This window comes from Mycobacterium sp. IDUB_1 (assembly GCF_055419625.1).
This window is the reverse complement of record NZ_JBVAYA010000001.1, coordinates 1,502,137-1,523,585: the sequence shown is the minus strand read 5'-3', so window position 1 is coordinate 1,523,585 and position 21,449 is coordinate 1,502,137. Positions and strand designations below refer to the sequence as shown.

At 66.9% G+C, this 21,449-nt stretch carries 40 protein-coding genes and 1 tRNA gene; 10 read left to right on the top strand and 31 right to left on the bottom strand.

Translation table 11 applies throughout. The features are described 5' to 3' along the window. Positions 1-90: 90 nt before the first annotated feature. Complete coding sequence (locus ACZYYX_RS07795) at positions 91-624, top strand: hypothetical protein (RefSeq protein WP_463813848.1); 534 nt, start codon at positions 91-93, stop codon at positions 622-624. 2 nt (positions 625-626) lie between these two features. On the opposite strand, the gene ACZYYX_RS07790 is transcribed toward ACZYYX_RS07795, so the two are convergent. From ACZYYX_RS07790 to ACZYYX_RS07695, 20 genes are all read right to left on the bottom strand, one after another. After that, complete coding sequence (locus ACZYYX_RS07790) at positions 627-1,109, bottom strand: ASCH domain-containing protein (protein WP_463813847.1); 483 nt, start codon at positions 1,107-1,109, stop codon at positions 627-629. Further along, positions 1,106-1,276, bottom strand: a complete 171-nt coding sequence (locus ACZYYX_RS07785; RefSeq protein ID WP_463813846.1) for a hypothetical protein — start codon at positions 1,274-1,276, stop codon at positions 1,106-1,108. The genes ACZYYX_RS07790 and ACZYYX_RS07785 overlap by 4 nt, the downstream gene beginning before the upstream one ends. Next, positions 1,276-1,593: a hypothetical protein gene (locus tag ACZYYX_RS07780; protein WP_463813845.1), complete on the bottom strand. Its 318-nt coding sequence runs from the start codon at positions 1,591-1,593 to the stop codon at positions 1,276-1,278. Before ACZYYX_RS07780 ends, ACZYYX_RS07785 begins: the two co-directional genes overlap by 1 nt. After that, the gene (locus ACZYYX_RS07775; RefSeq protein WP_463813844.1) at positions 1,590-1,925 is read right to left on the bottom strand and encodes a hypothetical protein; all 336 of its coding nucleotides are present in this window, start codon (positions 1,923-1,925) and stop codon (positions 1,590-1,592) included. The genes ACZYYX_RS07780 and ACZYYX_RS07775 overlap by 4 nt, the downstream gene beginning before the upstream one ends. Positions 1,926-1,933: 8 nt before the next feature. After that, positions 1,934-2,128: a hypothetical protein gene (locus ACZYYX_RS07770; protein ID WP_463813843.1), complete on the bottom strand. Its 195-nt coding sequence runs from the start codon at positions 2,126-2,128 to the stop codon at positions 1,934-1,936. Further along, entirely contained in the window at positions 2,125-2,439 is a 315-nt protein-coding gene (locus ACZYYX_RS07765; RefSeq protein ID WP_463813842.1) for a hypothetical protein, read from the bottom strand. The genes ACZYYX_RS07770 and ACZYYX_RS07765 overlap by 4 nt, the downstream gene beginning before the upstream one ends. Further along, complete coding sequence (locus ACZYYX_RS07760) at positions 2,436-2,741, bottom strand: hypothetical protein (RefSeq protein ID WP_463813841.1); 306 nt, start codon at positions 2,739-2,741, stop codon at positions 2,436-2,438. The genes ACZYYX_RS07765 and ACZYYX_RS07760 overlap by 4 nt, the downstream gene beginning before the upstream one ends. Further along, the gene (locus tag ACZYYX_RS07755) at positions 2,741-2,992 is read right to left on the bottom strand and encodes a hypothetical protein (protein ID WP_463813840.1); all 252 of its coding nucleotides are present in this window, start codon (positions 2,990-2,992) and stop codon (positions 2,741-2,743) included. Before ACZYYX_RS07755 ends, ACZYYX_RS07760 begins: the two co-directional genes overlap by 1 nt. 93 nt (positions 2,993-3,085) lie before the next feature. Next, positions 3,086-3,733, bottom strand: a complete 648-nt coding sequence (locus ACZYYX_RS07750; protein WP_463813839.1) for a hypothetical protein — start codon at positions 3,731-3,733, stop codon at positions 3,086-3,088. A gap of 15 nt (positions 3,734-3,748) precedes the next feature. Then, positions 3,749-3,967, bottom strand: a complete 219-nt coding sequence (locus ACZYYX_RS07745) for a hypothetical protein (RefSeq protein WP_463813838.1) — start codon at positions 3,965-3,967, stop codon at positions 3,749-3,751. Further along, on the bottom strand, positions 3,967-4,239 hold the full coding sequence (locus ACZYYX_RS07740) for a hypothetical protein (protein WP_463813837.1): 273 nt from the start codon (positions 4,237-4,239) through the stop codon (positions 3,967-3,969). The genes ACZYYX_RS07745 and ACZYYX_RS07740 overlap by 1 nt, the downstream gene beginning before the upstream one ends. Beyond that, positions 4,236-5,372 (bottom strand): recombinase RecT, encoded by a 1,137-nt coding sequence (locus ACZYYX_RS07735; RefSeq protein WP_463813836.1) that lies wholly within the window; start codon positions 5,370-5,372, stop codon positions 4,236-4,238. Before ACZYYX_RS07735 ends, ACZYYX_RS07740 begins: the two co-directional genes overlap by 4 nt. Beyond that, the gene (locus ACZYYX_RS07730; RefSeq protein WP_463813835.1) at positions 5,369-6,313 is read right to left on the bottom strand and encodes a YqaJ viral recombinase family protein; all 945 of its coding nucleotides are present in this window, start codon (positions 6,311-6,313) and stop codon (positions 5,369-5,371) included. The genes ACZYYX_RS07735 and ACZYYX_RS07730 overlap by 4 nt, the downstream gene beginning before the upstream one ends. Beyond that, on the bottom strand, positions 6,310-6,807 hold the full coding sequence (locus ACZYYX_RS07725) for an RNA methyltransferase (RefSeq protein ID WP_463813834.1): 498 nt from the start codon (positions 6,805-6,807) through the stop codon (positions 6,310-6,312). The genes ACZYYX_RS07730 and ACZYYX_RS07725 overlap by 4 nt, the downstream gene beginning before the upstream one ends. Next, a complete protein-coding gene (locus ACZYYX_RS07720) occupies positions 6,804-7,220 on the bottom strand; it encodes a DUF7368 family protein (RefSeq protein WP_463813833.1) in 417 nt (138 codons plus the stop codon). Before ACZYYX_RS07720 ends, ACZYYX_RS07725 begins: the two co-directional genes overlap by 4 nt. Further along, on the bottom strand, positions 7,220-8,050 hold the full coding sequence (locus ACZYYX_RS07715; RefSeq protein ID WP_463813832.1) for a DUF6551 family protein: 831 nt from the start codon (positions 8,048-8,050) through the stop codon (positions 7,220-7,222). Before ACZYYX_RS07715 ends, ACZYYX_RS07720 begins: the two co-directional genes overlap by 1 nt. Then, complete coding sequence (locus ACZYYX_RS07710) at positions 8,047-8,559, bottom strand: hypothetical protein (protein WP_463813831.1); 513 nt, start codon at positions 8,557-8,559, stop codon at positions 8,047-8,049. The genes ACZYYX_RS07715 and ACZYYX_RS07710 overlap by 4 nt, the downstream gene beginning before the upstream one ends. 271 nt (positions 8,560-8,830) lie before the next feature. After that, positions 8,831-9,001, bottom strand: a complete 171-nt coding sequence (locus ACZYYX_RS07705) for a hypothetical protein (RefSeq protein WP_463813830.1) — start codon at positions 8,999-9,001, stop codon at positions 8,831-8,833. Then, positions 8,998-9,213: a hypothetical protein gene (locus tag ACZYYX_RS07700; RefSeq protein ID WP_463813829.1), complete on the bottom strand. Its 216-nt coding sequence runs from the start codon at positions 9,211-9,213 to the stop codon at positions 8,998-9,000. The genes ACZYYX_RS07705 and ACZYYX_RS07700 overlap by 4 nt, the downstream gene beginning before the upstream one ends. Positions 9,214-9,354: 141 nt before the next feature. Further along, positions 9,355-10,098, bottom strand: a complete 744-nt coding sequence (locus ACZYYX_RS07695; RefSeq protein ID WP_463813828.1) for a Clp protease N-terminal domain-containing protein — start codon at positions 10,096-10,098, stop codon at positions 9,355-9,357. A gap of 80 nt (positions 10,099-10,178) precedes the next feature. Between ACZYYX_RS07695 and ACZYYX_RS07690 the strand changes: the two genes are divergently transcribed. Continuing rightward, entirely contained in the window at positions 10,179-10,538 is a 360-nt protein-coding gene (locus ACZYYX_RS07690) for a hypothetical protein (protein ID WP_463813827.1), read from the top strand. A gap of 2 nt (positions 10,539-10,540) precedes the next feature. Here the strand turns inward: ACZYYX_RS07690 and ACZYYX_RS07685 are convergent, their stop codons facing one another. Next, positions 10,541-10,786, bottom strand: coding sequence for a hypothetical protein (locus ACZYYX_RS07685; RefSeq protein WP_463813826.1), 246 nt, complete (start codon positions 10,784-10,786; stop codon positions 10,541-10,543). Positions 10,787-10,899: 113 nt separating this feature from the next. Between ACZYYX_RS07685 and ACZYYX_RS07680 the strand changes: the two genes are divergently transcribed. Continuing rightward, on the top strand, positions 10,900-11,094 hold the full coding sequence (locus ACZYYX_RS07680; RefSeq protein ID WP_463813825.1) for a hypothetical protein: 195 nt from the start codon (positions 10,900-10,902) through the stop codon (positions 11,092-11,094). A gap of 138 nt (positions 11,095-11,232) precedes the next feature. Further along, positions 11,233-11,418 (top strand): hypothetical protein, encoded by a 186-nt coding sequence (locus ACZYYX_RS07675; RefSeq protein ID WP_463813824.1) that lies wholly within the window; start codon positions 11,233-11,235, stop codon positions 11,416-11,418. 212 nt (positions 11,419-11,630) lie between these two features. On the opposite strand, the gene ACZYYX_RS07670 is transcribed toward ACZYYX_RS07675, so the two are convergent. Genes ACZYYX_RS07670 through ACZYYX_RS07660 form a run of 3 tightly spaced genes read right to left on the bottom strand, consistent with a single transcriptional unit; the run spans position 11,631 to position 12,207 of the window. Continuing rightward, positions 11,631-11,774, bottom strand: coding sequence for a hypothetical protein (locus ACZYYX_RS07670; RefSeq protein ID WP_463813823.1), 144 nt, complete (start codon positions 11,772-11,774; stop codon positions 11,631-11,633). Beyond that, positions 11,771-11,953: a helix-turn-helix domain-containing protein gene (locus ACZYYX_RS07665; protein ID WP_463813822.1), complete on the bottom strand. Its 183-nt coding sequence runs from the start codon at positions 11,951-11,953 to the stop codon at positions 11,771-11,773. Before ACZYYX_RS07665 ends, ACZYYX_RS07670 begins: the two co-directional genes overlap by 4 nt. After that, positions 11,950-12,207 (bottom strand): hypothetical protein, encoded by a 258-nt coding sequence (locus ACZYYX_RS07660; protein WP_463813821.1) that lies wholly within the window; start codon positions 12,205-12,207, stop codon positions 11,950-11,952. Before ACZYYX_RS07660 ends, ACZYYX_RS07665 begins: the two co-directional genes overlap by 4 nt. Before the next feature lie 225 nt (positions 12,208-12,432). Here ACZYYX_RS07660 and ACZYYX_RS07655 point away from each other — a divergent pair, with 225 nt between their 5' ends. The 4 genes from ACZYYX_RS07655 (at position 12,433) to ACZYYX_RS07640 (ending at position 15,201) form a co-directional block, all read left to right on the top strand. After that, positions 12,433-13,179, top strand: coding sequence for a hypothetical protein (locus ACZYYX_RS07655; RefSeq protein WP_463813820.1), 747 nt, complete (start codon positions 12,433-12,435; stop codon positions 13,177-13,179). A gap of 61 nt (positions 13,180-13,240) precedes the next feature. After that, positions 13,241-13,675 carry an ImmA/IrrE family metallo-endopeptidase gene (locus tag ACZYYX_RS07650; RefSeq protein WP_463813819.1) on the top strand — a complete coding sequence of 145 codons (435 nt, stop codon included), beginning with the start codon at positions 13,241-13,243 and terminating at the stop codon, positions 13,673-13,675. After that, complete coding sequence (locus tag ACZYYX_RS07645) at positions 13,663-13,884, top strand: DUF3263 domain-containing protein (RefSeq protein WP_463813818.1); 222 nt, start codon at positions 13,663-13,665, stop codon at positions 13,882-13,884. Before ACZYYX_RS07650 ends, ACZYYX_RS07645 begins: the two co-directional genes overlap by 13 nt. Before the next feature lie 135 nt (positions 13,885-14,019). Further along, the gene (locus tag ACZYYX_RS07640; protein ID WP_463813817.1) at positions 14,020-15,201 is read left to right on the top strand and encodes a tyrosine-type recombinase/integrase; all 1,182 of its coding nucleotides are present in this window, start codon (positions 14,020-14,022) and stop codon (positions 15,199-15,201) included. Between the two features lies 1 nt (position 15,202). On the opposite strand, the gene ACZYYX_RS07635 is transcribed toward ACZYYX_RS07640, so the two are convergent. After that, positions 15,203-15,832: a hypothetical protein gene (locus ACZYYX_RS07635; protein WP_463813816.1), complete on the bottom strand. Its 630-nt coding sequence runs from the start codon at positions 15,830-15,832 to the stop codon at positions 15,203-15,205. Positions 15,833-15,949: 117 nt separating this feature from the next. Next, a tRNA-Tyr gene (locus ACZYYX_RS07630) sits at positions 15,950-16,032 on the bottom strand. 136 nt (positions 16,033-16,168) lie between these two features. Between ACZYYX_RS07630 and ACZYYX_RS07625 the strand changes: the two genes are divergently transcribed. After that, positions 16,169-16,660 carry a YajQ family cyclic di-GMP-binding protein gene (locus tag ACZYYX_RS07625; protein WP_463813815.1) on the top strand — a complete coding sequence of 164 codons (492 nt, stop codon included), beginning with the start codon at positions 16,169-16,171 and terminating at the stop codon, positions 16,658-16,660. A gap of 66 nt (positions 16,661-16,726) precedes the next feature. Here the strand turns inward: ACZYYX_RS07625 and ACZYYX_RS07620 are convergent, their stop codons facing one another. Next, a complete protein-coding gene (locus tag ACZYYX_RS07620; RefSeq protein WP_463813814.1) occupies positions 16,727-17,206 on the bottom strand; it encodes a WXG100 family type VII secretion target in 480 nt (159 codons plus the stop codon). Positions 17,207-17,319: 113 nt separating this feature from the next. Here ACZYYX_RS07620 and ACZYYX_RS07615 point away from each other — a divergent pair, with 113 nt between their 5' ends. Further along, the gene (locus tag ACZYYX_RS07615; RefSeq protein ID WP_463813813.1) at positions 17,320-18,345 is read left to right on the top strand and encodes an NAD(P)H-dependent glycerol-3-phosphate dehydrogenase; all 1,026 of its coding nucleotides are present in this window, start codon (positions 17,320-17,322) and stop codon (positions 18,343-18,345) included. A gap of 10 nt (positions 18,346-18,355) precedes the next feature. Here the strand turns inward: ACZYYX_RS07615 and ACZYYX_RS07610 are convergent, their stop codons facing one another. From ACZYYX_RS07610 to grcC1, 4 genes are all read right to left on the bottom strand, one after another. Beyond that, positions 18,356-18,889, bottom strand: coding sequence for a hypothetical protein (locus tag ACZYYX_RS07610; protein ID WP_463813812.1), 534 nt, complete (start codon positions 18,887-18,889; stop codon positions 18,356-18,358). 44 nt (positions 18,890-18,933) lie between these two features. Further along, entirely contained in the window at positions 18,934-19,392 is a 459-nt protein-coding gene (locus ACZYYX_RS07605) for a hypothetical protein (RefSeq protein WP_463813811.1), read from the bottom strand. Between the two features lie 63 nt (positions 19,393-19,455). Beyond that, complete coding sequence (htpX, locus tag ACZYYX_RS07600; RefSeq protein ID WP_463813810.1) at positions 19,456-20,334, bottom strand: zinc metalloprotease HtpX; 879 nt, start codon at positions 20,332-20,334, stop codon at positions 19,456-19,458. A gap of 95 nt (positions 20,335-20,429) precedes the next feature. Further along, positions 20,430-21,437 carry a nonaprenyl/(2E,6E)-farnesyl/geranylgeranyl diphosphat synthase gene (grcC1, locus tag ACZYYX_RS07595; protein ID WP_463813809.1) on the bottom strand — a complete coding sequence of 336 codons (1,008 nt, stop codon included), beginning with the start codon at positions 21,435-21,437 and terminating at the stop codon, positions 20,430-20,432. Between the last annotated feature and the right edge of the window lie 12 nt (positions 21,438-21,449).

The following is a 21,449-nucleotide window of genomic DNA, read 5'->3' as shown; positions in this document are numbered from 1 at the left end:
GGTCGCCCCCTCGTCGTTGATGTCGAATGTGCAGTCGGCGCGCCGCGTCGAGTGATTCCGACTTCTCGACGACGGCCGTAGGCTCCCCGCATGGGGTTTGAGCTGTTCGCGCAGGCGGACACCTTCACGACGGGCTATTGGGGCGCGGTGGGCCTTGCGTCGGCGATCGCGACCGCGCTGGCCACCGCGGCCTCGACAGCTACGGCCATCTGGTGGCGCTATCAGGACCGAACTGAGGCAGAGTTCTCGATTCGAGTTGATCGCGAGGGTTCCCGTAACGACGACGGCCAGTGGGTCGCTAGCCCTGATATCGGCGTGGTCGTGCAGAACATCGGCGACGGAACCGCTCACAAGGTCAGAGCCGTGGCGGACGCGAGGGTCAGAGAACTGCGCACGGGCGCCGCTGAACAGCGTCCGAACGGTTATCGACCAGAGGTGCACCTGCCCATCCCTGTATTGCGCACCGGTGACAGCTTCTGGGTGCATCTCAGCGCCGCCAGCCACGAAAACTTGGACGCGGCCTCTCTTGAAATCACTTGGTGGCCACCGCCCACACGGAAGAAAAAGGAATGGTGGTTTAAATCGCGAGAGCGACGGCAGCGGTTTCCTCTGAGCAAGGTCTGACCTCATACAGCGGCCTCGAGTTGGGTGAGGATGTCGGCTGGTGGTGTCCACAGGCCGAGCGCGCCGGCGCACGGGATCGGCACGGGCAGGGTGCGAGGGTTCTCAAGGACGAGGTGCACGATGTGGCGGCGTTCCCGGCCACCGTGCTCCACGTACTGCTCTTCGCCCCAGAGGGCGCAGCAGCCGGCGGCCGGGTGGACGTCGACGAGGTCGACCACGCCGATGATCGCCGACATTCCTGTGCCGGTGAGGTGCTCGCCGTGCATGGTGAATATCCAGTGCGGGAGGCGGCCGCCGTTGTACCCGGGTGCTGCGCGGCGAAACGCGTGGCGGAGCTCTGGGTGCTGTTCGCCGCGTTCGGACCAGCGTGCGCCGGCGTGGATGGCGAGCGGTCCGCGGTAGCTCCACTGTTGGGTGCGGTTCTCGATGTTCTTACCGTTGAAGATGGCCCACGCCCAGGGCTGCATCACGGTTAACGCCTTCATCGGTAGATCACCCTCAGTGGGCGGTCACGGCGCGCGGCCAGTGCGGGGATCAGCGCGAGTAGCAGTCGGATTCGGCTGTTGCCTGACCAGACGGGGTGCCATTGGTAGACGCCGGGCCGCGGTCCGATGCCGCGTTGCCACACGTGGATCTCGTAGTCGTAGCCCATCAGTTCGTCACCGCGAGGGGTTGGGTGGTGTCGGCGGCGGGGCCGTCGCCGAGTAGGGGTTGCTCAAAGAGCGCCGCGGGGATGTTGGTGATGAAGCTGGCGGGCGGCGTGATCGTCACGTACGCCTTCTCGACCGACTCATCGATCCCGTACACGGGCACGGACACGAACACGTTCCGCATGACGATGGTGCCGTCGCCGAGTACTTCCCAGTTGACGATGCGGTCAACGACTTCGCTGGCGAGTTGTTCGGCGATGTCTGTGACAAGGATGCTGTGCGGGCCAGCGCGGTGGCGGCCGCGGTAGAACCACCTCATCGGAGTTGCCGGCGGTCGGTGGTGCCGTTGCGCCAGTGGATGGTGAGGCGGACGGGTTCGACCGACGGTCCGGTGTCGAGGATGCGGCGGATCTGGGTGATCAGTTCGATGCGGCTGACCCCGTTGTCGAGCGCCGACACAAGGGCCTGACGGATGCCGTCGAGTTTCTCGTCGCGGGCGTCGGGTCCGAAGAACCGTTCAGCCAACTCAACTGCATCACCGTGGTTTTCGTAGCCTTGGGACGTGTTGGCCAATGGTTCGTGGTTGCCGCCGTCGGTGATGTAGAGGTCGACTTTGGCGTCGGCGCGGGGTTTGATGTCGATGTCCAGCACGGGGGCTCCTAGCGGTGGGTCCAGAGGTCTTCGATGGCGGCGGATACTTCGTCGTGGCTGTAGATGCCGCGCGGCTCGGCGGGGAGTGTGTCGGGGAGGGGTTCGTCGATGTGGGGGTGTTCGGCGAGGTGGGTGAGCAGCATGTCGACAGCGCGCAACGCGACGCGGGTCAGCCAGAGCGCGTTGACGATGACCGGTTTCACTGCAGCGTCACCGGCCGTTCGTAGTACTGGCTGAGGCGCTGCTCGTAGGAGTGCACGTCGGCCTCGGTGAGGTCGGCGAGCTTGGTGAAGTACTCGAGCTCGGTGATGAAGCCTTTCTCGATGAGCAGCTGCACGACGGCGGAACTACTGATCAGGGCGGAGTTGACGCCGACCCGCAGATGCTTGGGGCCCGTCTCGGACGCGTCTCCCCCGCCGCCGCCTTCGATCTCTCGGAGAGCTTTCACCCCGGTCTGCATCGCATGTAATGCGGCCTGGTAGCGGTCCTGCGCCTGCTCGACTGTCTCGCTCACGACCCGACCCTCGATCCGTCATCCCAGCGGAATTCGCTGACTGGCAGATGCATTCGGCAGCCGATGCAGTAGGTGGCGCCGTAGAACTGCGGGTCGCGAGCGTAAGTTTCGGCGATGTCCTGGCTCATCGTGGTGGCCACGCTGCAGGTGTCGTGCACGTAGGTGCGGCGCACCGGCCGGACAAAGCCTTTCGCGCGTTCTTCCGCGGTGGCGACGAGGTACACGTCGGCTTGCGGGCTGGGTTCGGTGTCAGCCCCGTGGGTGAGGCGCGGATCGCTGCGATCGCTCGTGGTGCCGGCCATCAGAACGGGGGCTCCTCGACGACCTGGGCGTCGACGACGGAGTCGCCGGGCCGGAAGACCCGCGGCCACGTCGCCGGTGTCACCCAGGGGTCGGTGATGCCGTCGCGGTGGGGGTTGATGATCCGCCACGTGTCGGGTGCGTCCTGACCGCCACTGCAGAGGATGGCGATCTCGCCGGTCTCGGGGTTGCGGCGGACGGTGCCGGGGACGTCGATGCGGACCCGGTTGATGGCGGCGACGATCAGGTTCACCCGATCGTCGGTCGGGCACGCTGTCGGTGTAGCGGAGGACGTTGACCACGGCCTCGTGCTCGTCGGCGCTGAGCGAGAACGGTTCTGCAGGCATCACTCGTCACCCTCGGCTCGTGCTTCGGCGCGGGCTTCGGCGGCCATGGTGGGGTCTTTGTCGACGGATTTGAGGCGGCCGCGGCCGGTGCGGGGGGCGGGGCGTTTCTTCGGTTCGGTCTTCTTCGCGTCGGAGAACTCGGGCGCCTCGACGCCGCTGTCGGTGCCGCCGGCCGGGGGCTCGGCGTCGGCGGGCTGGCCGTCACCGTCGCCCTCGGTGCTGTCGCTGCCGGGCTCGGTCCCGGGGATGGGGGGTTCGTCCGGGTTGTCGTACAGCCCGCGGCCTTTCGCGGCGGCTTTCGCGGCGGCTTTCGCGGCGGCTTTCGCTTCGGCGTCCTGCTGTTTCTTCGACTTGAAGTCGGGCGGGAGTTCTTCGCCGATCCGGGCGACGGACAGGATGTTGAGGTCAGAGCTGTAGCGGATTTCTCCGTCGGAGCGTTCTTTCCAGCTCTCCCCTACGCATTCGACCTTGACTTGGTAGGTGACGACGTGGCCGCGTTTGGGCGGGTTGGTGATGGCTCGGGGGGTAGTGCCGAACGCGAGGTATCGGTCGATCGAGAGGCCGGCGTCGTCGGTTTCGGGGTCGTCGATGTCGTCGAGCGCGTTGGTGGATGCGAGGTCGTCGGGCTGGTCGGTGATCAGTGCCATGAGGGTGGGGGCCTTTCAGACGGGGGTGTGGGTGGTTTCGCGGCGCGGCAGCGGGAATGGGGTGGGCCCGGAGGCGATGGTGGGCGGGACGGTGGCGAGGATGGCGTGCACGTGCGCCCGTGAGGTGACGTTGACAACGAACGCCCGCTCGGTCGACGGGTCCGAGTCGGCTACCGTCGCGAGCAGCTTGTCGGCCTGCTGGTAATGCCAGCTCGGCGTGTGGATCTCGGTCATCAGTCCGTCACCCCGTAGGCCGTCATCGCGATCGGTGCGGGTTTGCCGCCGGCAAGCCGTAGCGCGATCGCGGCGCGCACCGCGTCCATCGCGAGCGGGTCACCCCTCAACGTGTCGGCTGCGCGCATGGAGATCGCCATGGCTTGCGCGTTGGTCGCGTTGCTGAAGTTCACCAGCGCCGAGGCAATCCCGGATACGTAGCCGTCGAAGAACTGGGTGATGGCCTGATCCATGCTCAGCGTGGTCGGCGGGGCGGTGTCGTCGCTGCTCACTGTTGCGCCTCGTCGGCTTCGGCCTGGCGCTGCACGTAGGAGTTGAGGATGTCGGTGATCACCGCGGCGAGGGTGCCGGCCTTCTTCGCTTCGGCGAGCGCGTTGACAACATTGCGGAGCTCTTCGTCGGTGACGGCGTCGCGGTGCTCGAGCTGGTCGGCGTCGGTGCGGCCCGCGAGGGCAGAGATGACGATGAGCTGGTCGTCGCGGCCCGTGCAGTCGCCCTCGTTGAGGTGGGCGAACATCGATTTCAGCCACTTCTCCCGCGCGGACGGGGAGAAGCTGTCCCTTGCCGGCGCGGCGGGCTGCTCTTGAGCGGATGTCTGCGCGTCGGCCGCCTTCTGGCGAAGCGCGTCGACACCGCGCGCGGGCTGCGGCCCGCGGCGCTGCGGTTGTGTCAGCGTGTTCCCGGCCGAGTCGATGACGTCGCCCTGCGCGGCGATGTCCAGGGTGAGGCCGCCGAGTTGTTCGGGAAACGCCATCTGGATAGCGTTGGCCTCCGCGCACTTTCGGAGCTGGTTGCGCGGCATCTTCGTCCACATCGAGTTCGGGCCACGGTTAGCGCCGGACCCGGACTCCTGCACGAATTCCGAGTAGTGAGCCACGAACGAGTAGGGCTTGCCGTCGCGGAACACGGTGAACTTCGCTGCGGTGGGCGGAGTCTTCTCGGGCCACACCTCTTTCCATACGCCGTCGTCACCGCACCACAGCGGGTCGGCCTGCTCGTACTCGACACCGAGGATCGCGGACAGCTCGCGGGCCCGCCGGCGGAAGCCGGCGATCGCCACCTGGATCGTGTACTTGGTGACCCAGCGCATCACCTTGCGCTTTTGCCCGTCCGGCTCGTTCGCGTTGACAGGCTCGTAGGAGCCCACCTCGGTGTTGCGGCCGATCATGTAAATCTCTTTGTTGAACGGGTCGAGGCCGGAGCGTTGACACACGTGATGGAACAGCCGCATCTCGCCGTCGGAGGCGTCTTCGAGGCCGAGCATTCGGCGCACCGCCAGCTCGAACTCGTCGAATCGTGCTGGCACGGTTGCGACTTCGGCGTTTGCCTTGGTGGCCGGGGGCTGTGCGGCGTCGACGTTCGGGCCGATGCTCACATCGTCCTGGTTGGTGGTCTGGGTGCTCATTGCGGTGTTCCTTCCGTGGGGATGTCGTCGGCGGTGATCTTGCGGGCCTTGGTGAGGGCGACCGAGCCCGACGCGTGGGGAGACCGTTTCGCGACTTGGAGGGCGCCAACGAGCGCGGCTTCGGTGTCCCCCATCGCGTCGAGGACCCGGGTTTTCGCGCCGGTGAGGCGTTTCTTCGCGTCCTCTTGGCCGGCGTGGGCGTCGAGGAATTCGACCGCGATCGCCGGGTCGAGCTGCACCGACGTTTCGGGGGTGATGTCGGGGTGCAGTTTCCGCACTGTCTCGTAGGTGGCGACCGAGTTGTCCAGCGGCGGAGGCGTATCCGAGGCGAGTGATTCCCAGAACTTCCGGATCTCGGCCAGCATGTAGGCGGCCACGGATGCGTCGTACTCGATCGGGTAGCACCGTTCAGTCCAGAACGGGCCGCACACCATCAGATGGCCGGGCAGGCGGGTGAAGCCGGTGAACAGCATCTCGGCCAGCACCTGGGCGGCGTAGTCGGGTGGGCAGTCGCCGGTGAGGTCGTCGCCGAACTTCTCGAGATCGGTGAGGTCGCGTGCCATCTTGATTTGCAGGACGCGGCGGGAGCGGCCGCGGGATGCGCGCCGGTCTGGGGTCGCGACGGCGGGGAACCCGAAGTGGTCGGGGTCGACGACGTACTGCACTTCGTTCGGGGAGAGCCGCCATCCGGGGTTGAGGCGGCGCCACCGGTTCGCGACGTACGGCTCGACGTCATGCCCGACGTCGTAGATGTCTTTCGGGCCGTCCGGCTCGACGAGACCCTTCATCTCGTGCCACAGCCCGTAGGGTGACTGCCAGCGGGAGAAGCCCAGCACTGCAGCGACTTTCGACGGGCTCATCATCGAGCGGTGCTGCACTGATCCCGGGGCGATCCAGCCCGGGTCGCCCGGGGTGTAGACGCCGATGTGGCGGATGCTCATGAGACCGCCCGCTGGCTGATCGCGGAGGCCTTCGCGAACCGGTCGTACATGACGATCGACCCGGCGGCGCTGACGTTCATCGACCAGTCGCGAACACCGGGGATCTGCACGACGTGGTGACAGCGAGCCATCACGGCCGGGGGCAGGCCGTGGTCCTCGGCGCCGAGCAGATAGACCGCGCGTGCGGGGTGCGTGAACGTCGGCAGCGGGACCGCGCGCTCGTCGAGCTCCACCCCGACGAGTGGGCAGCTTTCAGGCAGGTGCTCGATCAGGTCGTCGACGTCGGTGTACGTCACGAGGGGCAGGTGGTTCGGGGTGCCCGGTGTGTCGGAGCCTTGCCGATCGTAGCGTGCGCCGACGGTTCCGATGAACGCGGCGTCGTACAGGAACGCTGTGCGCCAGAGTGTTCCGATGTTCACCTCGGACTTCGGGCGGTGCACCACGATGCCGAAGAAGCCGCGTGATCGCCGCGCCATGCGCTTCGTACCGCTCATGAGGCCACCTGGTGGTCGCGTGCGATGGCTTCCCATCCGCGGCGGCCGCGTCGGGTCTGGTGCACGATCGCGTCGTCGTCGACGCGGTGGCCGCTCATCCGGCACAGCACCTGGTCCTGGCCCTGCCGGAAGTCCAGGTGCCGCCGTGAGACGCCGTCGTCGATGAACGTGTACTGCCGGCAGACCGGGCACAGCTGCGCCCCGGTCGCGATCATGATGCGGTTGATCTCGCGTTCGTAGGTGTACATGCGGTCGGCGAGGTCGTGGGGTTTCACCATGCCGCCGAGGAGCTTCACCGCGTAGACGCGTTCGTCGGCGTTGAGCCGCATGCGGGTGCCGTTGCACACGAATTCCACTGCCAGCAGGTCGACTTGGGACATGTCGCAGTCGGCGTAGCTGTGCCGGTTCCGCATCACGCCACCGCCTTACCGTCGGCGGCGGGCTTGGCTTTCTTCACCTCGAGGTCGGAGGGACGGACGGTGAGGTTGCGGCCGGGTTGGGCGTTGTAGAACCCGACGATCGTCAGCGCGGCGAGCTTGCCCAGCGATCCGGACTGCGTTTCTCGCATGGCCTGCGCGCGGGCTTTCACCTGGCGCGGCGACACGTCGATCAACGCTTCGGCCAGGCGTTTCCGTTCGATACGGTCGTCGAGGAAGTGCAACACCATCGCGAGGCCGTGCACGATCGGCGCGTCGAACGCGTCGAGGCGACGCCCCCAGATCTCGGCGAGCAGCAGCAGGGTGTCTTCGAGGAGCTCGGTGCCGCCGAGCGCGACAACTTTCTCCATCGTCGCGATGCAGCGGATGTTCCCGTCGACTGATCGTTCGGAGATGACGAGTTTGCAAGCGGTGACGGTGTTTTCGATGGCCATCACATGGGGGTCGCCGGAGCTGCGGCGGGCCCGCCAGTGATCCCAGGTGGAGGGGCGGCGGCGTTCGCGGTTCAGTCGGTCCCACAGGTCGGCCTCTTGAGCGACGGTGAGGCCTTCGTGGACGTTGACGACGAGCAGCGGCGGGTCGGGTAGGAGCTTCGCGGCTTCCCAGCGGTGTTGCCCGTCCATGATGGCGTAGCGGGCGACGTGGTCGGGTTGGGGTCCGCGGTCGGATACCTCGAGGATGCCGGCGAGGCGGCGGTCCCACTCGGCGGCGTACTTGCGTGCCCGGGGCGCGTCGAGCTCCCGCTGGTATTCGGGGTCGATGAACATCTCGCCGACGTGCAGCGTGATCACGTAGGTATCGGTCATGATGCGATCGCCTCGGCGTCGACCGGTTCGACGGATGCGATGGCTGACAGGTTCCAGATGCAGCCGCTGGCGCAGTCCCAGCCGTAGTACCAGTCGTAGTCGTACCGGCAGGACCACTGGTAGGGAGCGACGATGAGGCCGTCGCAGTCCATAGCGACCTGACGCCAGTCGATCGACCACTTCCGGTGATCGCCTTCACGCCAAGGCAGTCCGCGATCGAATTCGCCTTGTACCGCGTAGGTTCCGGTGAACGCGTCCAATGCGAACGGGGAGTCGATGACGTGGACCTTGGCGGTGTCGGCGAGGACCACGCGGTGTGCGGCGGCGAGCGTGTGGACGCGGAACTCTTCGGAGCGGCACCACGCCGGCCAGTCGTTTTCGCCCTGGATGCTGACCCAGAACCCGATCGGCTTGCCGTAGGAGAACAGGCGGTCCGTCTGGGTGTAGGTGCGCTCCGGATCGAACGTCAACGGCGCGCCGGCGTAATGCATCAGCGTGAGATCGGTCATCGGTTCGCCCCGTTCGTGCAAGGGCATACGGTGCGGCATCCGCCGGCTTTGCTGTGGTGTTTCCAGCCGTGCGGGCACGCAGGGCACCGTCCGCGCATCGTGCCGGCGGGCATGACGGGGGTGCGGACGCCGCGGCCGCGGCGGGGGTCGCGGTAGAAGCTGCCTGTCTGCGGAACGCTGAGCCGCGGATCTTTGACGCTCGGCCGGCGGCGTTCGTCGCGTTGCGCGGCTTTGTATGCGTCCCAGGCGAGTTGCTTCGCGGTGAGGGCCATTAGTCGACCGCCCGTCGGAGCCGGTCGGGGTCCATGACGCGTCCGCCGTCGATGAGGCGACCCGGCGGGGTGACGCCGGGGCCGGGTGCGCGGCGGCTGCTGTGCAGGCCGGGGGCGGTGGGGACGCCGAGCACGACGGCCATGAATGTGGTGATAACTGCGTACGTCACGCTGCTGCCTTCCACTGTGCGAGCTGGGTGGCGGCGTCATCCGCCGGCCAGGTGAGGGTCGCGGCGACGGAGCGGAGCGCGGCGATCGACAGCCATGCTCGGTCGAGGACCGCGGCGCGGGGGGTGCGCAACGGGACGCCGGCGGCGAGGGTGTCGAAGATGCGGTCGGCGAGCTCGTCGAGCTGCGCGATGTCGCCGTCGACGGCGGGCATGAACATTCCCGGTGGGGTGGGGAACGTCGGTATCCCAGACCATCGGTCTTCGTGGCGCTCTATGCTGCTAATTGACACGGCGTTTCGGCTCCTGTCGTTGTCGATGGCCCGCCCCGCGTTGCACCGCTGGGCGGGCCGCTTCTATGGGGTGGAGTGCAGACCGGACGGGTCGCGTGTGAATGCTGCGAACGCCGCGCCGAACGCGGTGGTGGCGTCGGCGCCGGCCCGCATGGATGCCTGAGCCAGATCGTGACCTTCGGCTTCAATCAGTGCCCGCTCGGCCGCGATCAATACCGCCTGGGCGTCGAGGACCGCGACACGCGCCGAGCACACGGCGCCGCGCAGAACGGCGAGGTTGGTGGGACCGGAACCCCCAGGGGGGGAAGAAGGGGTTCCGGTCCCGTCCTCGGAGCGGGGAGTCTCCGAGGGGTCCGCGGCCGGGGGGTCCACCGCGGGGTCTGGCGCCGGCGCGAGCGCGGCGAGGTGTCGAAGTGTCTCAGCGCGAACAGTTTTCGGTGTGACGTCGCGCAACAACCCGGCGATCGCCGGGTCGTCGTCATAGGCGAACAACCCCAGCAGCAGGTGCTCGGTACCCACCGAGTCGTGCTCGAGGTTCGTCGCCAGCGCGCAGGCACGGTGCAGCGCATCCTTGACAGGCCCGGACATCGGGATGTGATGAAGTTCCTGCGCGACCGCGGACGCCTCGACGACAACCTGGTCGGGGGTGACACCGAGATCCGCGAGGACCTGGCCGGCGACACCATCGCACGCGGCGAGCGCGATGAGCAGGTGCGCGTTCTCCACGCGCGGGTGGTGGCGGCTACGGGCGACGTCCTGCGCGGCGGTGATCACATGCTTCGCGCGGCCAGTGAACCTCTCGAACATCAAGCCACCGCCAATTCGGCCGACAGCGTCGCGAAGTCTCCTACCGTGGTGATGACACCAACCAACGAGGGGGAAACACCATGCCGCACGAACTGAACGTCCCGGACTACTTGGAGATCAGCGCCGAAGCAAAAAGACGAATCGACAGTGGAGAGTGGACGACAGACGACGTGCTCATCTCCGGGCTGGCTGACCTTGAATCGTTCGTCCGCGTGCGCCCTGACGAGCCACCGCTCATCGACGCTGGACCGCTCGACGAATTCCCGATCTACAAGATGGTCATCAACGGTTTCGAACACGTCACCGCCAGCCATGCCGGGAAGGCTCCGTACGGATACGTGGCCGTCGGTCAGTTGGGCATGCTCGCCGCCGCGGTGAAGGCCCTCGAGGCGCAGAACCAGCACCTTGTCCGACGCATCGCGAAGCTGGAAGGCAACTGAGCTCATGATGTGGACACCTCCGCCGGGGTGACGTGCCCGCAAGAGGTGGTGAGGGGGCGGCCGTCGGGTTCAGCGGCGATCGTGATGACCCGATCACGGTGGGAGCGGACAGTCCCGGTGACGGTGTCGAATCGGCCGTCACGCCACCGCTGCCACTGGACCTTGGATCCGGGACGGTGATGGATCAGCCCGCACGGCGGGTACGGGGCGGCGGGCGCACAGTGCAGCGGGCGACGAGACACGGTCATCGCGCACCGCCGCAAGGCCGGTTCCACGCCCTACGCTGCAACTGCAGGCGCGCCGCGAGGACCGCGCCGGTCACACGACGGGGCATAGGCCCGTGCAACGCGAGGAGATCACCGTGGCCGTACTGAAGGCTTTCCCGAAGGGCTCGACCGAGGCGATCGAATGGACCCTCGACGACAGCCTTGACCCCTCGGAGGTTGGCGGTCAGCTGCTCCAGTGCCGTCCGGGCGACTCGGTGAGCCTGCCTTTGAGCACGGGCTGGGCTGTAATCGACCCGGGCGCTTACGCCGCGTTCGAAATCATCGAGTAGTCGGAACGAAGTGGAGTCAGACGGCCGCGGAACCGCGGCGCGTCGGAACCCCGCCCTACGCTGCAACCACCGAGACGCGGTAAGGATCGCGCCGGCTACATAACGGGTGACAGCCCGTGCAGACGTAAGGAGATCGTGATGGCTGACGCCGTTCACCACGCCGATACCGCCTACGCCACCTTCGGGGCGGCGTATCGCGCGGCGGGACCGAGCGAATTCCACAAGCAGCTTGCCGATGGCCTGGGTCAGCTGGCCAGCGCTATATCCGATCTCGCAGAACGCCAACAGCGGATAGAGCGCATCGTCGCCAACCTTGGCGGCTAGCCGACCCGCCATTTGAGCGGTCCGCTCATCTCGCCGGCTCCGGCTTTTCGCCATGGCGTGGGTGCCGCGGTGCTTGCGGCTGCCTTCGTCGGAAGTGCACTGGCTGCACCGGAATGCGTCGGCGAAGGTGACATGTCCGATGAGTCCCTCGAGCGACTCGATTCCGCGTCGAAGGCCCATCCGTTCATCCCCGTCGTGCGTGACCGGGGCGGTCATTGGTCACCGCCGGGGATGGTGCGGAGGAACGCGATTTCGGCGTCGACGCGCGCGGAGGCCGCTTTCCAGCGGCGACGAAACCCGCGCGCACCGAACAGCACACCCGCCACCGGCAGCACGGCCAGCATCGCGGCGGTCATGCGCTGGCCTGCTCTGTGTGCGCGGCGATGAACTCTTCGATCGCACCCGGCGTTACGCGCCGATGGGAACCCACCTGCACCCACTTGAGCTGACCCGCAGCAAACAAGCGGTACACAGTCGGTTTCGAGACACCCATCGCCACCGCGGTCTCAGACACGGTCAACAGCTGCGGGGTCATGCCGTTTTCCTTTGCTTATCGATTCCCGAAGCGACAAGCACCTGGGCCGAAAAAAGAGACCCGGGAGGTGCGTTGAGCGCCTTTTCGATTCGGCGAGCGGCGGCCGGGCTCACGGTGTCTCGGGCGCTCTTCCCGGTGGATCGCAGGAAAGCGATCGTGGCGACGGACGTCTTAGATTCGGCGGCCAGCTTCTCGTTCGTCATGTCGCGATAGTCCATGTATTGGCGAAACGCCTGCTTGCTGATGAGCCGCACCCAGAGCCTCCCGGGGTCGTTCGAACGAATGTGTGATCTCAAAGTAACTCCTTGATTGTCGCTTGGTCAAGCACCAAGCGAATGTAACTGGAACTAGTTACATCACGCAAGGGGTGTAATTGCTGTTGCCCTGCAGGTCTGCGAATCACAAGACGCAAATTTGTAACTCCGAGAGTTACACTCCGATTATTCGAACAAGCGGCAAGCAAGGAACAGTTGTAACCCGTGACCGCACTAAGCGACCTCCTCAACGCAAGTGGCATCTCCGCGCGGCGCGCGTCTGAAAAGGCCGACGACGCCGGCGTCGATCTTCGATACGGGACCATCGCCGCCTACTGGGCCGGCACCCATGGCCGGCCGACTGAAAAGACGCTCCGCTCCCTGGCCACCGTCACCGGCATTCCGCTGCAGAAGCTGCGCCAGGCGGCCAAGGTTCGCATCGGCGAGGGGGAGCCTTGGACTCCCCCAGCGGAAGCCGACCGCATGACCGCCCGTCAGCGGCGTGCTGTCGACGAGCTGATCCGATCCATGGTCGCTGAGACAGACGCTGCCGACGACCCAGCAAACCGGACTACGGAAGCTCTGTGGGATCAGCAGGAGGTGATAATGGTCGAGGCACACCGCCTCGGCGTCGGTGACGTGCTGTTCGACGCGGCCGCGTGGGCGCGCGAACACGATGTGCACTGGGGTGCGTTCAACGACCGGTTCATCGAACTCCTCCGCCGCGGCGAGGTATCCGATGTCGAGGGTGTGACGGAGGCGATGGCAGACCTCGTGCCCAGCGGCAATTCCCCAGAGCACGACGCGGCGTCGGGCGAAGTTCGTAGACTGAGCGCCGAGCCTGTCGACGGGGTCGACCCCATCCATGGAGTGTCATTACCGGCCGCCGCGCGCGAGGCCACCCCCGAGTCTGAGGGTGCCCGTCGCCGTCGCAAGCAAGACGAGGTTGAGGAACACCCCGACTCCCCCTGAATCTAGGAAACTCCTGGGCGTTTGCTGTCATTGTCAGACCCGTCCCCTACCGTCCGAACCCATGGGGAAGTACGACCCGTGGGGGGATCTCAGTCGACGCACCTACCTCACCGTGGAGTTCGTCGATCTACCAACTGGCCGGCGCGGCACTATCCGCGGTGACGTGATCTACATCGATCGCCACCAGCTGCAGGTGGAGCGACGCTGCACCGTTGCTCACGAGCTGGTGCACGACGAACGCCGAGTGTTTCCAGCCGACGCCGCGCTGCGAGCCCGAGAAGAAACGCTCGTCGAGCGCACTGCGGCACGTCGATTGATCGAGCTGCCCGATCTCGTTGACGCTTTGCGCGCCTGCTCGACCCGACTCGCCGCGGACATCGCCGATCACTGTTGGGTCGACCCGCCGATGCTGGCCGCCCGCATGAATGACCTCGACCCGATCGAGGTCGCCGAACTCGAGCACCGCCTGGAGGACCAATGGCTATGGATACCCTGACCGATCGCGAGCGCGACATCCTCGACCTCGAGCAACAGTGGTGGAATACCGCGGCGGGCAAGGAGGACGCCATCCGCGCGATGGGGCTGACGCCGACGCGGTACTACCAAGTGTTGAACACATTGCTGGCTACTGAACGAGCTTTAGCTTACGCGTCCGTCACCGTCGCACGGCTGCAACGTCTTCGGGCTCGGAGGTGTGAGCGATGAGCACGTGGGTAAGCGTTTGCTTGAGGGTGCGACACAGTCCGGACTGTGCTGGCGCCTTAGCTCTCGGTGGTCCAGCTGCGCGGCCGCCGAGGGCGAACCGCCTCCGTCCGAAGTCCGGTACGTCATCATCGGAACATGCCTGAGCGCCGTCAGCTGCCGCCGCAGATCAAGCGGGTTGAGCTCGCCGCGCGCGCCGGTGGCCGCCCGGTCGTGCGATACCAACTCACCGTCGACGTCGGTGTCGTCGACGGGAAGCGCAAGCAGCTGAGGAAGCGTTATCGGACGGAGCGAGAGGCGCGCGCGGCGCTCGACGAGATCCGCGGCGACGTCGCCCGCGGCATGTACGTCCACCCAAGCAAGACCACGGTGGCGCAGGCGTGCGAAGACTGGCTGAGGTCGAAGCACCGACTGAAACCGTCGACGCTGCATGGCCATCGGACGAAACTGGCCGCGGCAACCGCGGTGCTTGGCGACGTCGAGGTTCAGAGGCTGACGAAGCGGCACATCGACGACCTCGTGGTCGCGCTGCGCACCGGCGGCGGCACCACCGCGGCCGGCGCCACGATGAAACCGTGGTCGCCCCGGTCGGTGAACTACCTTCTCGGCCTGTTGACCGCGGTGCTGAAGGATCAGGTCCGCCAAGGCCACGCCGTGCGTAATGTAGCGGAACTCGTGGATCGCATCCCCTCGGCGCCGAAGCCACCGAACACGCTCACCGCGGCGGAGCTGCAGCAGGTGCTCGACCACATCGACGGCGACCGATACGCGATCGCCTGGCAGCTCGCACTGTCCGGGCTGCGCCGCGGCGAGGTCGCCGGCCTGCGTTGGTCCGATGTCGACCTCGACGCCCGGCTGCTCCGAGTCGAGCACACCCGTCTGCGGTTCGGGAAGAACCTCGTCGAGGACACCCCGAAGTCGGCGGCCAGCCGCCGCGAGCTCCCGATTCCTGACCACCTCGTCGCCGGGCTGCGCACCGCGCGCCGCATTCAGGCCTCCGACCGCCTGGCCCTGGGCGAGGCCTATCGAGCCAGCGGGTACATCGTGGTGAACGAAGCCGGCGAGGCGCTCAGCCCACACGCGCTGACCTCGAGGTGGGCACGCACTCTCAAGGCCGCCGGCGTCCGACACATCCGACTCCACGACGCCCGCCACACCTGCGGCACATTGATGCATCTCGAGAACGTGCCCATCGCGGTGATCTCCGCGTGGCTCGGCCACGCATCGAAGGCCTTCACGATGGCCACTTACGTGCACTCGCAGCCGGAAGCTTTGATCAGCGCGTCCAAGAGCTTCTCCGCGTTCAGTTCCCGGACCTGACTTAAGGGCCGAAGATCAAGTTGCGCTGCTGCTCAACGGATTCGATGACTTCGTAGGAGATCTGCCGTACCGACGGGAACACAGGATTGCTTGCTGGCGCTTCGGTGCCGGTCGCTTCATCGACGATGATCCACCCCAGCGAGTTGCTGTTGGCGAGGGCGTCGTATGCGTTGCTGATTTCGGGGTCGACGTGCGCGCCGCCTTCCTCGTTGACCAACGCAAGGACCAGCTTTTTGCGCGTAAAGAGACGCCCTTGAGTGTCTTTGATGACGGGGGTAGTCCACCAATCCACGAAGGGAACCCTGACCTTGCCTGGACGTGAGCCCAGCGCAGGAACGTAGATCTGACCGTTACCACCGAACTGGAAGAGGGTCAGTCCGGGGGTGGAGAACACGTTGGCGGGATTGATGGCGTTCGCCGTGTCGAGCCACGTCAGGGTCTGGTCGATCCCGAGCTGGTTGATCAAAGCGGCGGAGTTGGCGGTGTGGTGCAGAAGTACCCGGATGGACACGGCCATGCGCTTCGCTTCGTTGAGCCGGCCCATGTCGTAAAGCTGGTTTGAGGAGCGGAGGAAGTCGAGCTGCTCCTCGAGCAGTTCGAGCAGTTGAGCTCTTACCCGGCTCTGCGGCATGGATATCGACCCCCGGCCCGTTCTGTCCCGCGAGTTACGCGCGGCTTGTGACAATCCGTGACAATCTCGCTGTCGTTCGAACACGTCAGGCCCCCTCGAAAGGGGGCCTGACCAGCGTGGCAGGTACAGGATTCGAACCTGTGTAGGCGTTAGCCGACGGATTTACAGTCCGCTCCCATTGGCCGCTCGGGCAACCTGCCGGGTTCGCGTATAGCGCGCACAGCAGGATACAACGACGGCATACCCCGACGACAAATCGCCAGGGTGGTGTGGCCCGCGCCGAGGCGTGCGGCCAAGATGGAGCCAAGCAATCGATCACGAGGGAGGGACGGGTCCATGGCGGATTCATCGTTCGACATCGTCAGCAAGGCCGACCACCAGGAGGTCGACAACGCGCTCAACCAGGCGGCCAAGGAGCTCTCCACCCGCTTCGACTTCCGGGGCACCGACACCACCATCGAGTGGCAGGGCGAGGAAGGCATCATCCTCGTCTCCTCCACCGAGGAGCGCGTCAAGGCTGCCGTCGACGTCTTCAAGGAAAAGCTCATCCGGCGCGACATCTCGATGAAGGCGTTCGAGGCGGGCGACCCGCAGCCCTCCGGCAAGACCTACAAGGTCATCGGCAGCATCAAGCAGGGCATCGACAGCGAGAACGCCAAGAAGATCACCAAGCTCATCCGTGACGAAGGCCCCAAGGGCGTCAAGGCCCAGATCCAGGGCGAGGAGATTCGCGTCAGCTCCAAGAAGCGCGACGACCTGCAGGCCGTCCAGGCCCTGCTGCGCGGCGCCGACCTCGACGTGGCGCTGCAGTTCGTCAACTACCGCTGACCGCCAACGTGGGGGTTGTGCACGCAAAAGCGCCGTAAAGCGTGCACAAGGCCCACGTTCGACGGATCAGTGCTCGGCCGCGGCGCGTACCGCGTCGGCGGCGGTGCCGTCGATCTGATCGAACAGGGCGAGCAACCGCTGGATGACCGCGGTGAAGCCCGGCTCGAAGTGCTTGAGCACCGGCGGGAAGAACGGCGCGACGGCGATCCCGTCGTCGGTGACCGTCCACCCCATGCCGCGCAGCGCCGAGACGAGCTCCATCAACCCGACCCGGATCGCGTCGAGGTTCACGCCACCGGTCGCCAGCGCGGCTCGGACCGACTCCAGCCGGGTCCGCAGCTCCACCTGCTGGGCGAGGCCCTCCTCGGCCGTGGCCACGGCAGCGTCGCCACCGTCGGCCCTCCAGGCCGCACGCACACGCACCAGCGCCTGCTTCTGTTCGTCGACGGCGGCGTCGAGATCGGCGATCTGGCCGGCGAGCTGCTCTGCCGCTGCGGTCACGCCCTGCGGGTCAGCTGCTTCGACCGTGGACACGGTGACCGACACAAGACCCCCTCAGCAACGTCGCAACCATTATGCCCACGCGCCGGGACCCCTCCACGCACCGATCGCTCGGAACCCGCCTCGCCGCTCAGGTGCCGCCCCTAGGGTGATCTCCCATGGCACCTGCACAGCGCGAACCCAAAGTCGTCGTCCTGGGAGGCGGATCGTGGGGCACCACCGTGGCCTCGATCTGCGCCCGGCGCGGACCGACGTTGCAGTGGGTGCGCTCGCAGGAGACCGCCGACGACATCAACGAGCACCACCGCAACACCAAGTACCTGGGCAACGAGGTCGAGTTGGCCCACGATCTGAAAGCGACCACCGACTTCGTCGAAGCCGCCGAATGCGCCGACGTGATCGTCATGGGGGTGCCCTCGCACGGATTCCGGGGCGTCCTCACCGAATTGGCGGCGTCGCTGCGCCCGTGGGTTCCGGTGGTGTCACTGGTCAAAGGTCTCGAGCAGGGTACGAACTACCGGATGAGCCAGGTCGTCGACGAGGTGCTGCCCGGACATCCGGCCGGAATCCTGGCCGGTCCCAACATCGCCCGCGAGGTCGCCGAAGGCTACGCCGCCGCCGCGGTGCTCGCGATGCCCGACCAGCACCTGGCAGCTCAATTGGCGAACCTGTTCCGCACCAAGCGTTTCCGCACCTACACGACCGACGACGTGGTCGGTGTGGAGATGGCCGGAGCGCTCAAGAACGTCTACGCGATCGCCGTCGGCATGGGGTACTCACTCGGCATCGGCGAGAACACGCGCGCGATGGTGATGGCGCGCGCGGTGCGCGAGATGTCGAAGATGGGCGAGGCACTCGGCGGGCACCGCGACACGTTCGCGGGTTTGGCCGGCATGGGCGATCTGATCGTGACGTGCACCAGTCAGCGCAGCCGCAACCGCCACGTCGGAGAACAGCTGGGCTCGGGCAAGCCGATCGACGAGATCATCGCGTCGATGAACCAGGTGGCCGAGGGCGTGAAGGCGTCCAGTGTGATCATGTCGTTCGCGGAGGAGCTGGGCATCTCGATGCCGATCGCGCGGGAAGTCGACGGCGTGGTCAACCACGGATCGACCGTCGAGGACGCCTATCACGGGTTGATGGTGGAGAAGCCGGGCCACGAGGTACACGGCTCGGGCTTCTAGGTGAAGGCTCCTAGTTGAAGTAGGGGTTGGTGCCTTCGGGGCGAGCCAGCAGCGGGTTGACCTCGTTGACGACCCAGGACGCCGTCGGGCTGACGACGAATGCGGCCTGATTGCGGCTGTCCACGCACGCCGTCAGCGTGCCGTCACCGCCGCAGCTGACGTCGCCGAAGCTCAGCCTCGAGTTGGGCGGCAGCGCCTTGACCGGTCCGCCGTAGATCGGGGCCGGGGCCACCGAGAAGCCCGGCACCCCGCCGGCAGCACCGCTGATCAGATTGGCGCCTTCCGGAGCGCCCGGCAGGACGCCGTTGCACCCGTAGCCGCCCGAGCGCTGCAGCACGCACGTCAGGCCGTTGGAGCTGAATGCGTACGACGAGCCGTCCAGGACCGCGTAGTCCTTCGGGTTCGCCGGCGCCCACGCGTTCACGTTGGGGGCCGGCGGAGGAGGAGGCGGCGGGGTGGGTGGCTGCGCGGCGGCGACACCCGATGCGTTGAGAACACCGGCACCCGCAAGGCACGCCGCTGCGAGGAAAGCTCTGCTCGACACCGTCACAGCCTAGATGTCGCCTTCAGCGCGGGCAGTGTTAGCGATCAGTACGCGTAGGTGCCGGTCGGACTGATGACGAAGCCCGACTGATCGACGGTGTTGGTGCACGAGGTGATGACGCCGTCGGTGCCACAGCTGACGGTACGGAAGCTCATCCGGGTGTTGACCGGCAGCGGCTGCGGGTTGGCCGTCGCGCCGTACATCGGCCCGTCGGCGTGCGCGAACCCGGGCGGCCCGCCCGCCCAGCCCGTCACCACGTTGGCTCCGCCGGGCGCCCCGGGCAACGAACCATTGCACCCGTAGCTGCCGGTCTGACGATCCATCACGCACGTCACTCCCCCGGGCGCTGCGAACGAATACCAGGCGCCGTCCGAGGAGGCGAAAGGCTGCGGATTGACCGGCGGCAGCGCATTGACGTTCAGCGGTGACGGGTCAGCGGAGGCGGCGGCAGGTGCGGCCAACGCGGCCGCGGCCGCGACGCCGATCAGGATGCGGGTCAGCACGCGCACACCTTAAGCGGCCCGCCATGGGCCGCGCATCGCCAGACCCAAAGTCTGACGGGCCCGTCAGTACTGGCCCGGCCCCCGGCCGGCCATCGCCTCCAGCCGCGCGATCCGATCGGCGATCGGAGGGTGGGTGGCGAACAGCTTGCCGATCTTCTCGCCCGACCGGAACGGGTTGGCGATCATCAGGTGCGCCTGGTCGGCCAGCTGCGGCTCCGGCGGCAGCGGGGCGCGTTCGACGCCCGCACTGATCTTGCGCAGCGCGCTCGCCAGAGCCAGCGGATCGCCCGTCAGCTCGGCTCCGGACTGGTCGGCCTGGTACTCGCGTGAACGCGACACCGCCAGCCGAATCACCGTCGCCGCAATCGGGCCCAGCAGCGAAACCAGAAGAATCGCAAAAGGATTCGTGCCGCCCTCGCGGTTACCGCCGAACATGCTCGCGAAGAAGGCGAGGTTGGCCAACGCGGTGATGACCGACGCCATCGCGCCCGCCACGCAGCTGATCAGGATGTCGCGGTTGTAGACGTGCGACAGCTCGTGCCCGAGCACCGCGCGAAGTTCCCGCTCGTTGAGGATGCCGAGAATGCCCGTCGTGCAGCACACCGCGGCGTTGCGCGGGTTGCGGCCCGTCGCAAACGCGTTCGGGGCGGCCGTATCGCTGATGTAGAGCCGCGGCATCGGCTGACGCGCCGTGGTCGCCAGTTCGCGAACGATCCGGTACATCACCGGCGCCTGCATCTCCGTGACCGGCTGCGCGTGCATCGCGCGGAGCGCCATCTTGTCGCTGTTGAAGTAGACGTAGGCGTTCATGCCGACCGCGAACAGCACCGCGAGGAACATGATGTTGCGGCCGAACATCGCGCCCACGGCCACGATCAGTCCCGAGAACACCACCAACAACAGGAACGTCTTCGCCCTGTTGGCGTGCGGATGCCACGTCATCGACCGGTCCTCCTCATCACCCCTGAAGAAATCACCCCTGACGAACTCATACGTCCCTCCAACGCCCGAGTAGGCCGCACAGGTTCCGGGCGGGCTCAGCCGTGCCGATTGATCGTGTAGTCCACGAGCGTGGCCAGCGCCTGACGACCCGGGCCGTCAGGAAGCGCGGCCAACTCCGTCTCGGCCCGGCGCGCGTACTCGGCAACCGTCTCCTTCGCCTTGACGATGCCCTGCGAGGCGCGCAGCAGACGCAATGCCTCAGCCACGTCGTCGTCGGTCTCGAGGGGGCGGGCCAGCAGCGTACGCAGCCGGTCGGCATCGGGACCCGTCTCGCGCAGCGCATAGAGCACCGGCAACGTGTGCACGCCCTCCCGCAGGTCGGTCCCGGGCACCTTGCCGGACTCGTCGGGATCGCTGTCGATGTCGATGATGTCGTCGGAGATCTGGAACGCCGTGCCGACGATCCCGCCGAGGCGGGCCAGGCGCTCGATCTGCTCGTCGTCGGCGCCGGAGAACGTGGCCCCGAAGCGGCCCGACGCGGCGATCAGGCACGCCGTCTTCTCGTAGACCACCTTCAGGTAGTGCTCGACCTCGTCGACGTGCTCGGCGGCGCCGCGGGTCTCCCGCATCTGGCCGGTGACCAGCAGCGCGAAGGTGTCGGCGATGATCCGCACCGCCTCCGGACCGAGTCGGCTGACCAGCCGGGACGCCGTCGCGAACAGGTAGTCCCCGGCCAGGATCGCGATGTTGTTGCTCCAGCGAGCGTTGGCGCTGGCCGCACCGCGCCGCACCTGCGCCTCGTCCATCACGTCGTCGTGGTACAGCGTGGCCAGGTGCACCAGCTCGATGACCGCGCCGGCCACGGTGACCTGCCAGGAGTCGGGCTCCGGACCCAGCTGGGCGGACAACACCGTGAACAACGGGCGGAACCGCTTGCCGCCGGCCTGGAACAGGTGGGTGACCGCCTCGGCCATCAACTCGTCGGCGCGGCCGAGTTCCTCCGACATCAGCGCTTCGATCCGGGCCACTCCGTCACGGACATCCTGGGCGAACTCGGCATCGCCGAAGTCCACTCCCGCCACCACGTTCGCCGGTGTCCTCACACAGCCAACATA